A 10196-nucleotide genomic window follows, 5' to 3' on the forward strand; every position below is an offset into this window, starting at 1 on the left:
AAAGGGCGGTGAAATCACCGCCCTTTTTTATTTATAAGATTTATTTAGAAAATTCTTTCAGCGTTTTTATAATAATGGATACACAGTCCATCAACTGTTCCCTGTTCATCACCAAAGGTGGTGCGAACCGGATGATGTTCCCATGGGTCGGTTTGGCCAACAGGCCATTTTCCTTAAGGGCCATACAAATGTCCCAAGCGGTGGAACTCTCTTCTGTATCATTGATCACAATGGCGTTGAGCAATCCCTTTCCCCTAACTTTTACAACCAGATCGCAAGTGGAGATAAATTTGTTCAGCTCTTCACAGAACAATTCACCTAGTTCATCGGCATTCTGCGCTAAATTCTCTTCCCTGACCACTTCTAAGGCCGCCATACTCACGGCTGCAGCAACAGGGTTGCCCCCAAAGGTACTTCCGTGGCTTCCCGGGGTGATCACTTCCATTATACTGTCGTTGGCCAAAACTGCCGAAACAGGATAAACACCGCCCGATAAGGCTTTTCCCAAAATCAAAATATCCGGTTTTACTTCCGGTGTTCCACTACAATTCTTGTCCGGACAGGAACAATTACCGCAGGTTGCCAACAACCTTCCTGTTCTGGCAATACCTGTTTGAACTTCATCTGCAATAAAAAGTACATTGTATTTTTCACAAAGTGCCTTGGCTTCCTTTAAATATCCTTCGGAAGGCACATAAACCCCTGCCTCCCCTTGTATAGGCTCCACTAAAAAGCCCGCAACATTGGGATTGTTTTCCAATGCTTGTTCCAGTGCAGATAAGTTGTCATATTCAATCTTTATGAACCCTTCTGTGTACGGACCGTAGTCGTTACGGGCCACCTCGTCGTTGGAAAATGAGATAATCGTTGTGGTTCTTCCGTGAAAATTGTTCTCGCAAACAACAATGGTTGCCTGGTTTTCTGGGATACCTTTTTTCTGGTATGCCCATCTTCTACAAATTTTTAAGGCAGTCTCCACAGCTTCCGCTCCAGTGTTCATTGGCAATAGCTTGTCAAAACCAAAGGTTTCTGTCACATATTTTTCGTATTTCCCCAACATATCGTTGTAAAATGCCCTGGATGTCAAGGTCAATGTTTTTGCCTGATCCACCATGGCCCCAACAATTTTGGGGTGACAGTGCCCTTGGTTTACGGCAGAGTATGCGGAAAGGAAATCGTAATATTTTTTCCCTTCAACATCCCACACATATACACCATCCCCTTTGCTCAATACCACTGGAAGGGGGTGATAATTGTGTGCCCCGTACTTGTTTTCCAAATCTATCGCTTGCTGCGATGTTAAATGCTCTAAAACAGCCATTTCATTAAATGTTTAAAATTGATAAAATAACCATTCCTACTGTACCTTTATTCTTTCGAAGTCTCGAAAAAGCAGCGTGGGAGAGAAATCATCCCTGAGAGTTGGTGCAAAATACAAATTATTGGGCAAAACTCTGCTTTGACATTAGGTTGTCCATTTCTGGTTACGCCAAAAGTTTACCTGCAATTTAAGATACAGTGTTCTGTGAAATTCCAAAAAGGGCTTACTTTTGCGACATGCGTAAAAATAGAAGGAGAAAAACGTTTGAAAACGTAGAGGTAGTAGATGCGGGAGCAAAAGGAAAATCAGTAGGCAAAGCCCCGGACGGACGGGTGATTTTCCTTACCAATGCCGTTCCCGGAGATGTGGTGGACGTGATGACGACCAATAAACGAAAAGCCTATTTTGAGGGAGTTGCCACCAATTTCCACACCCTATCAGATAAAAGAACAGAACCTGTTTGCCGGCATTTCGGTACTTGTGGAGGCTGTAAATGGCAACACATGGGCTACGAACATCAGCTGTTTTTTAAACAAAAGGAGGTAGAGAACAACCTAAAGCGCATAGGGAATTTGGAACTCCCCCTATCATCGCCAATATTGGGCTCCAAAGAGCAATATTTTTATCGCAATAAAATGGAATTCTCATTTTCCGATAGTCGTTGGTTGACTCAAGAGGAAATCAGTTCCGACCATGAAATTGAAAATAGAAATGCATTGGGATTCCATATTCCGGGCATGTGGGACAAGATTCTGGATATTAAAAAATGCCATTTACAACGAGACCCGTCCAATGCCATTCGGTTGGAGGCGAAGAATTTTGCCAATGCCCATGGTCTAGAATTTTTTAATCCAAGAAAACAGCAAGGCCTTTTAAGAACATTAATGATCAGAACATCATCTACAGGTGAAATAATGGTTCTTGTTCAGTTTTTCCAGGAAGATAAAGCAAACATAGTATTATTGCTCGATCACTTAAAGGATAAGTTTCCGGAAATTACTTCGCTTCAATACGTAATCAATTCCAAAGGCAACGACACTATTTATGACCAAGAAGTGATCTGCTATGCGGGCCGAGATCATATTTTTGAGGAAATGGAAGGCCTACAATTTAAGATCAATGCCAAGTCATTTTATCAGACCAACTCGGAGCAAGCATACGAACTCTATAAAGTTACAAGGGATTTTGCTGGATTAACAGGTAATGAACTAGTTTACGATTTATATACCGGAACTGGGACCATTGCACAGTTTGTTGCCAAAAATGCAAAAAAAGTAGTCGGTGTGGAATCCGTACCGGAGGCTATTGAAGACGCCAAGGCAAACGCCCTGCACAATAATATATCCAATGTGGATTTCTTTGTGGGCGATATGAAGAATGTGTTCAACGATGATTTTATTGCAGCACACGGGCAACCTGATGTGATCATAACCGACCCTCCTCGTGACGGTATGCATAAACAGGTAGTGGAACAGCTATTGAATGTGGCACCATTAAAAATTGTATACGTAAGCTGTAATAGCGCAACCCAAGCACGTGATCTGGCTCTAATGAAAGAACAGTATGCCGTCACACAAGTGCAGCCAGTTGATATGTTCCCGCAGACACACCACGTTGAAAATGTTGTACTTTTGGAAAAACGGATTTAGCACCAGAATTAAAATCCATTGAAAACCGGAATGAAGAAAATAATCCCCATCCTGCTTATTGCATCTTTACTCTTCTATGTTTCCTCGTGTGAAAAGGACGATATCTGTGTAGAAGGTGATACCCCTTTGTTGGTCATTGGTTTTTTTGATGCTGAAGATACCACCGAAGCAAAACAAGTAACATCCATTCGAATAAAAAACATCGATATAGACAGTATATTGGATAATGACAGTTTTAACGACAGATCGGATTCACCCGACTCCCTATCGGTACCTTTAAGAAGTACCGCCGTTACCACAATGTACCAACTCATCTCCAATTCTGATGACGATGCGGAAACCGAATTGGAAACGGGAAATATAGATACTTTAACAATCACCTATGAACTTAGTGAGGCTTTTGTTTCCCGAGCATGTGGCTTTGTGGTGAACTATAACAATATTGAGGTTAGCTTGACCGAGGACAGCGACAACTGGGTCCAGGATATCAGCGTTGTACAACCGAACGTAGAAAATACAGATAACATCCATGTTAAAATATTGCATTAGTATTTTTATTGGTCTATTGCCATTTTTATCACTGGCCCAAAGTGAAACGATAGATCTATCGCAAAAGGACACTGTACAGTACAAAGACCCCTATGGCCTCCGTGTAGGTGTGGACCTGAGCAAATTGGTGCTATCTTTTGTTGATGAGGATTACACCGGATTGGAACTGGTCGGAGATTTTAGGCTTACCCGCAAATTGTATCTGGCCGCAGAAATAGGGAACGAAACCAAAAGACAAGACGAAAACCTGAACAATACTCTACTCTACGATTACGAAACATCTGGAAGTTATATTAAAGCAGGAATCGACATAAATACTTACGACAACTGGTACGGCATGAACAATGCCATTACCATAGGAGGTCGTGTGGCCTTTTCAAGTTTCAGTCAAACTTTGAACGATTATAGTCTTTACGAGACCGATCAATTTTTTAATCCAGAATTTTTGCCCGGAGAAAATCCCAATCGAGAGTTTGATGGGCTTTCCGCTACGTGGTTGGAGTTTGTTGCCGGTGCGAAAGTTGAACTGTTCGCCAATATTTTTGTAGGTATGAGTGCCCGCATGGGGTTTTTGATAACCAATACAGAAAATGAAGAGTTTCCCAATCTATGGATCCCTGGGTTTAACAAAGTTACCGAAGGTAGTAGTTTTGGGGTAAGTTACAACTATTCTATTTCCTACTTTATTCCATTGTACAAAAAGGCCAAACAAAAAAAGGCACAAAAAAAACAATCGGATGAATAAGGTCCAAATCGATTATGTGGAGTTTAAAGCGTTGGATTTGGTAAAGACCAAGACTTTTTACAAAGATACTTTGGGTTGGCAGTTTACCGATTATGGCCCCAGTTACACGTCGTTCTCCGAAAGTGGAATTTCAGGTGGTTTTGAACTTACGGACCAACCTATAATCAATGGCGCATTGATCGTGCTTTACCATGAGGATTTGGAAACCATCCAAAATAAGATTACTGCGGCAGGCGGCACCATCTCCAAAGAGATATTTGAATTCCCGGGTGGGAGAAGATTCCATTTTTTCGATCCATCGGGCAACGAACTTGCGATTTGGTCCGACCAGTGACCTTATCAACCACACTTTGCGAATACTACGACAGACTCGTTCAATTAAAAAAAACAGAAACGAATCAGAATACTATACCCATGGGCACTTTAGTCGATTTTTTGTTTTTTGGCTTTTTTGCTCCCCTCGTAAATTTCATACTTAACCAATCGGGCCTCCAATTTACCGTTAAATGTTTTTATCTTTCTTGATGGTTTTAGACCTACATGTTTTAATGCCTCCATATTTGAGGTAATCAACCAAGCTTCGGTTCCTGCGTATACCTGTTTTAGGGTATCCCCTATTTTTCCGTAGAAAATCTCCATTTCAATGGGTAACCGTTCCCCATAAGGGGGATTAAAAACCATATGAAGCTTACCCTCCGTTGGTTTATCCTCCCTAAAAAAATCTTTGCGGTTCACACTTATATACTCGGTTAAATTGGCATGATCTACATTCTCTTGGGTTTTTCGAACAGCTGAAGGAGCTTTGTCATACCCTATTATTTTATGATGGAATTCCCTCACCTTTTTTAAGCTTGCATCAACAATTTTGTCATGAAGATCGGCATCATAGTCCTTCCAGTTCATAAAAGCATAGGATTCCCGATTAATGTTTGCGGGAATATTACAAGCGATCATCGCCGCCTCGATCAAAAATGTACCACTCCCGCACATAGGGTCAAAAAAATCCGTTTGACCGTCCCATCCACTATGCAAGAGCAAGCCTGCAGCCAAAACCTCGTTGATTGGTGCAATGTTCGTTGAAATCCGATACCCTCGCTGATGCAGGGAACTACCGGAACTATCCAAGGATACCGTACATATATTTTTATAAATGTGTATGTTGATCCTAATATCAGGGTCCTGGGTCTTCACATTCGGGCGATCCTGCATTATATCCCTAAACTTGTCCACGATGGCATCCTTGGTCTTTAAAGAAATAAACATGGTATTATCAAAAACAGGAGTGTTCGCAATACTATCTATCGCAAATGTTTTTCCTATATCAAAAATACTTGGCCAATCCAGTTCGTAAATATTCCTATAAAGGTCCTTTTCGTTGAAAACACGAAAGGTTTTTATAGGCTTAAATACCTTCAGGGCAGTTCTAAGGCACAAGTTGGCCTTGTACATAAAACCCATATCCCCTTCAAAAGTTACGTTCCTTACCCCTTCTTCCACATTGCCCGCACCAAGGTTACGAAGTTCCTTGGCCAATATCGGTTCGAATCCGTAGAGGGTTTTGGCCATCATTTTAAAATTTCCCGACATACTATCTTAAAAACTTTACGCAAAAATAGGCTATTTTTGCTCCCTTAATCGACCGTATGGATTTTCCTTCCATTATTATTTATGTAGTTCCCATGTTAGCGGTTTGGGCCAGTTTTGGGTTTGTTTGGTTTACAAGACCAAAGAATAACGACAACATTAAGCTATTGCTGGCATTTAGTGGCGCATTTCTATTGGCCCTGACTTTTTTTGAACTTCTTCCCGAAGTATATGTTGGGCACGACCCAAAGACCATTGCATTCTTTATTTTGGGAGGTATTTTACTACAGATATTTTTGGAGTTTTTTTCGAAAGGGGCGGAACATGGTCATGTACATCTTCATGTAAAAAAAAATAAGTTTCCTGTTCTGTTGTTCATTAGCCTGTCCGTACACGCTTTGGTAGAGGGCGTTCCCATATACGGAAACGATTCTATTTTATATGGAATTATAATACATAAAATCCCGATTGCCGTTATACTCAGCATATTTTTACTTAACTCCAAAATAAAGCTGTCCAATACATTGATGTTTATCGGGGCCTTTTCCTTAATGACACCGCTGGGGAGCTATTTGTCCACCACACCTTGGGTCGAACGGTACGGTTACCTGTTCAACTCACTTGCTATTGGGGTCTTTTTTCATATTTCCACCATTATTTTATTTGAAAGTGCCCAGGGACATGCATTCAACCTTCGTAAACTAGTGGTGATAATCTTGGGAATAGGGATAGCTTATTTGGTTTAAACTCCAAAAAACAATACTGCAAGAGGTCAAAATCCTTTTACCGATTTTTCTTACTTTTTGAGGTGACAAACAAAGGTTTTAATTTTAAAAAGAATTATATTTCCTGTCAACTAAACTAACTTCATGCATTTTTTAAGACCTGCTGTACTCTTATTTACAGCTATTTCCCTACTATGTTCCTGTTCCTCAGATTCTGAAGACCAATCAATTGTTCCGGATAATATTGCCCCTACACTGGATTTTACCATTTCAGGAACCTCGAGTGGTTCCGAACCCATTGTGGTAAGCAACCAAATGGAAATCAATATTAATGCACAAGATGCGAAGGGTATCTCAAAAGTGGAAGCCTTTATCGACGATGAAAAGGTGGGCGAAGATAACACCGCACCCTTCACTATTGTGGTTGATCTATCGGGCTATGCTGCTAAATCCTTGACAGCTAAATCGCAAAATTACATATTGCGTGTTAATGCTACGGATACCTCTGGCAATACAGCGTCCAAAGAACAACACATTATCATAGAGTCAACAACACAACTGATAACAATTAATTTTCCAGAACAAGGCGACAATCCAGAGCTAGTGGACTTTTACATATTTGCCTCTCGTATGACCGGAGAACTATTAGGCATTGAAAAATTGGAAACAGGTCAAAGAACCGTTACAATTAGTACGACCATGGATATTACGGAAGACGAAGAGTATATGTTGACCTTCGCCCAAAAATTTGCGGCTTACAATGGTGAAACCAATCAGTTGGCTACTATCCAGAATATAAAAGGTTCCGTCCTAAACGAAATAAACATTAATAATTATCCTATTTTCTCATCTAACTTTTTTGACCGTGTAAGTCCCGAAGAATTCCCTATTGAAGGTTTTTGGGATGAAAATACCACGGAGACCATCGCAATAGGTGCCCAAGGATTTGATTATAGCATAGGGGGCAACAATTGTAGCTGCAATTATTCAAATACAAACAACAAAATATCAGTTGGAAGATATGAGAGTTATGACAACCAATTTGCGACGGATAACATTTATTTCCATATGGTCAATACTGATCAGAACACTGCCCAGTATGCGTTTTTTAAAAAAAACATGTTAGAAGAAGGGTTTAAACTAACCCCCGACCTGTTTTCTTCCGAAGGTATGACTTTGGAAAGCTTTGAATATCCAAATCTTGATACTTCTATATCCAAAGATCCAAGTCTAAAAATCTTTGTTTATGAAGATACAGTTGATTATTCGAATAATATTTTTCATGCGATATACCCATACACGTTTAATTTAGATATCGAATCTGAATATAATTTTTGGTTGGACAATAATTTCAATAACTACATTACGGAATTAACATACCTTAATTATAAAATAGACCATACTGGCAAACCAAATAAAACCTACAATGGTAGCAATTGGACATTGAGCCACACTTTTCAAGAAAACACTTTCTCTATAGACAAAAACACAAATAGTCAAGATTTTGTCGGAAGGTTAAGTATTTCAGATTCATTTTCTCCAAAAAGTAGCGGTCAACAAACCGTATTGGATGGCAACAATGCTACCTACAGATGGCATATTCTTTTTGATAGCCAAAACAATTCAACAGTTCCTCTACCTTCACTCCCGGAAGAACTTGAGGAGTGGATATTTATCGACAAATACAATAATCAAACTTTTGAAAGTATCGAAAACAAAGACCAGAGACAGGTTGAAGTAATTAAATATGAGGGTCTTACTTCTTACGATGAGTACCTACAAAAAGTAATTCAAAATAATGAAAAATGGTATCTGGTTTCTCCAGAAAGAGAGTCCATTTATGACAACCCTAGCCCTTGGAAAGAGAATTATTTCTATCCCAATCATTTTTTATTTGATTAATTCCCAGACTGCCCGATAAATAACTTTCTGTTATAAACATAGTATTAAATGAAAAAAATAATAAGTATCAATCGATTTGTTTTAATAGGTATCGCCTTAACTGCCTTGCTTTCTTGCTCCTCAGACTCCAGTGACACCACACCTGAACCCGACACAGTAGCTCCAACACTGGATTTTACCATTTCAGGAACCTCGAGTGGTTCCGAACCCATTGTGGTAAGCAACCAAATGGAAATCAATATTAATGCACAAGATGCGAACGGTATAGCAAAAGTTGAAGCCTTTATCGATAATGAAAAAGTGGGAGAAGATACTTCTTCTCCGTTCCATATAGTGGTTGATCTATCGGGCTATGCTGCTAAATCCTTGACAGCTAAATCTCAAAATTACATATTGCGTGTTGATGCTACGGATACCTTTGGAAACAAGTCTTCCTCAGAGCAAATGATTACCGTTATCAATGAGACCCCATTGATAACTATAAATATTCCTGATGCGTATGTGAACTCAAAACTTATTGAATTTTACATATTTGCCTCCACAATGGATGGCGAATTAATGGGCGTTAAAAAAGTAAATCCGAATGACAATAATATCACTATTAGTACCCTTAAAGATGTATCTGAAAATGAATTATATATGCTGACATTTGCTGAATTGACCGTTTATGGCGCAAAATTCAGTACCATTGCTAGTATAACACAGGAGTTGCTTCCTGAAATAAATCTAGGCAGTTACCCAATATTCGAACCCTATCCAGGTATTAATATTTTTCAGGCATCTGGGTTTAATGAAACTTCTGGTGATAAGCTGTATGTTTTTGGCAATAGATATGTAGGAGTGTTGGACCAGAATAATTTAGACAATATTAGAGTAGATAGGTCTAACTGCATTGATTGTAACAATCCATCTCCTGACTCCTTATATTTTGTGAAGAGAAACTTTACTACAGATGATTACAAATATTTGACAACAGCATGGGATATTGACAGTGATGATTTAATATCATATGATGATTTTACTGATAAAGGCGCTGTAAAAAGGGAAATTCAAATCACCAATACATCAGGTCAACCCAACTCATATTTCCATTATAAAATCCTCGGCTATTTTAATGAAGGTGATTTTGAGAATAATTTTTACCACCATGTAGATACTGGAGTTGGCAATACCATAACTGATAACAAAATAAATTACTACTATAACGAAATCTTTGAGCATTATGCTTTCGAATTATCACTGGATGGTTATTATACATACCGTACCGATTTGCCTCCAAGTACAATAACTCCTTTGGATTGGACATTGGAATATTCAATACAGGATAGAGAGATATCCATTGAAAAAAGCAGCGTCGGTGATATTTTAGGAAAAATAAAGCTTGGGTCTCAAACGGTTGATGAAGATTATATTCCGTACAGTTGGGAACTCATTTTTAATAGTCAGCAGATAAATGGATTAAAAATTCCAGAATTGCCAGAAGAAATCAAATCCTGGGAGTTTTATGAAGCTTTCTCAACTCAACCACTTCAAGTGGATCAAGTGGAAATTAAAAAATATGAGAACATTACTGGATATGATGATTATATCAGAAAAGTAATTGCAAACAATAAAAAGGCTTATTTTATTTCCAATAACATCGAATCCATATTCATTGGTAGTGAAAGTAATTATCACAGAGCTGTTGACGATTGGTTGATTGACTAGGGAATTGCCTAACC

General features: G+C 39.1%; 9 protein-coding genes. 7 read left to right on the plus strand and 2 right to left on the minus strand.

Annotated elements, in window-relative coordinates; genetic code table 11:
• Positions 1-40 precede the first annotated feature (40 nt).
• The gene (rocD, locus tag MJO53_RS01155) at positions 41-1321 is read right to left on the minus strand and encodes an ornithine--oxo-acid transaminase (RefSeq protein WP_252080121.1); all 1281 of its coding nucleotides are present in this window, start codon (positions 1319-1321) and stop codon (positions 41-43) included.
• Between the two features lie 236 nt (positions 1322-1557).
• On the opposite strand from rocD, the gene rlmD reads away from it, so the two are divergent.
• From rlmD to MJO53_RS01175, 4 genes are read left to right on the plus strand one after another with little or no spacing between them, the layout of a single operon-like run.
• The gene (gene rlmD, locus MJO53_RS01160) at positions 1558-2970 is read left to right on the plus strand and encodes a 23S rRNA (uracil(1939)-C(5))-methyltransferase RlmD (protein ID WP_252080122.1); all 1413 of its coding nucleotides are present in this window, start codon (positions 1558-1560) and stop codon (positions 2968-2970) included.
• Positions 2971-3000: 30 nt separating this feature from the next.
• Positions 3001-3519: a DUF6452 family protein gene (locus MJO53_RS01165; protein ID WP_224836458.1), complete on the plus strand. Its 519-nt coding sequence runs from the start codon at positions 3001-3003 to the stop codon at positions 3517-3519.
• Complete coding sequence (locus tag MJO53_RS01170) at positions 3500-4264, plus strand: DUF6048 family protein (RefSeq protein ID WP_252080123.1); 765 nt, start codon at positions 3500-3502, stop codon at positions 4262-4264. The genes MJO53_RS01165 and MJO53_RS01170 overlap by 20 nt, the downstream gene beginning before the upstream one ends.
• Complete coding sequence (locus MJO53_RS01175; RefSeq protein ID WP_252080124.1) at positions 4257-4598, plus strand: VOC family protein; 342 nt, start codon at positions 4257-4259, stop codon at positions 4596-4598. Before MJO53_RS01170 ends, MJO53_RS01175 begins: the two co-directional genes overlap by 8 nt.
• 89 nt (positions 4599-4687) lie before the next feature.
• Here the strand turns inward: MJO53_RS01175 and MJO53_RS01180 are convergent, their stop codons facing one another.
• Complete coding sequence (locus MJO53_RS01180) at positions 4688-5851, minus strand: THUMP domain-containing class I SAM-dependent RNA methyltransferase (protein ID WP_252080125.1); 1164 nt, start codon at positions 5849-5851, stop codon at positions 4688-4690.
• A 56-nt stretch (positions 5852-5907) separates the two neighbouring features.
• Here MJO53_RS01180 and MJO53_RS01185 point away from each other — a divergent pair, with 56 nt between their 5' ends.
• From MJO53_RS01185 to MJO53_RS01195, 3 genes are all read left to right on the plus strand, one after another.
• Positions 5908-6594, plus strand: coding sequence for a ZIP family metal transporter (locus tag MJO53_RS01185; protein ID WP_252080126.1), 687 nt, complete (start codon positions 5908-5910; stop codon positions 6592-6594).
• 123 nt (positions 6595-6717) lie between these two features.
• On the plus strand, positions 6718-8475 hold the full coding sequence (locus tag MJO53_RS01190) for an Ig-like domain-containing protein (RefSeq protein WP_252080127.1): 1758 nt from the start codon (positions 6718-6720) through the stop codon (positions 8473-8475).
• 48 nt (positions 8476-8523) lie between these two features.
• Positions 8524-10182 carry an Ig-like domain-containing protein gene (locus MJO53_RS01195; RefSeq protein ID WP_252080128.1) on the plus strand — a complete coding sequence of 553 codons (1659 nt, stop codon included), beginning with the start codon at positions 8524-8526 and terminating at the stop codon, positions 10180-10182.
• Positions 10183-10196: the final 14 nt, after the last annotated feature.

The sequence above is a fragment of the Flagellimonas marinaquae genome (genome assembly GCF_023716465.1).
Classification (GTDB): domain Bacteria; phylum Bacteroidota; class Bacteroidia; order Flavobacteriales; family Flavobacteriaceae; genus Flagellimonas; species Flagellimonas alginolytica.

What these genes read in the sequence shown, in the direction of transcription:
- rocD (WP_252080121.1), bottom strand. Translation starts at nt 1,321, where the DNA reads ATGGCTGTTTTAGAGCATTTAACATCGCAGCAAGCGATAGATTTGGAA.
- MJO53_RS01190 (WP_252080127.1), top strand. Translation starts at nt 6,718, where the DNA reads ATGCATTTTTTAAGACCTGCTGTACTCTTATTTACAGCTATTTCCCTA.
- MJO53_RS01180 (WP_252080125.1), bottom strand. Translation starts at nt 5,851, where the DNA reads ATGTCGGGAAATTTTAAAATGATGGCCAAAACCCTCTACGGATTCGAA.
- MJO53_RS01170 (WP_252080123.1), top strand. Translation starts at nt 3,500, where the DNA reads ATGTTAAAATATTGCATTAGTATTTTTATTGGTCTATTGCCATTTTTA.
- MJO53_RS01175 (WP_252080124.1), top strand. Translation starts at nt 4,257, where the DNA reads ATGAATAAGGTCCAAATCGATTATGTGGAGTTTAAAGCGTTGGATTTG.
- MJO53_RS01185 (WP_252080126.1), top strand. Translation starts at nt 5,908, where the DNA reads ATGGATTTTCCTTCCATTATTATTTATGTAGTTCCCATGTTAGCGGTT.
- MJO53_RS01195 (WP_252080128.1), top strand. Translation starts at nt 8,524, where the DNA reads ATGAAAAAAATAATAAGTATCAATCGATTTGTTTTAATAGGTATCGCC.
- rlmD (WP_252080122.1), top strand. Translation starts at nt 1,558, where the DNA reads ATGCGTAAAAATAGAAGGAGAAAAACGTTTGAAAACGTAGAGGTAGTA.
- MJO53_RS01165 (WP_224836458.1), top strand. Translation starts at nt 3,001, where the DNA reads ATGAAGAAAATAATCCCCATCCTGCTTATTGCATCTTTACTCTTCTAT.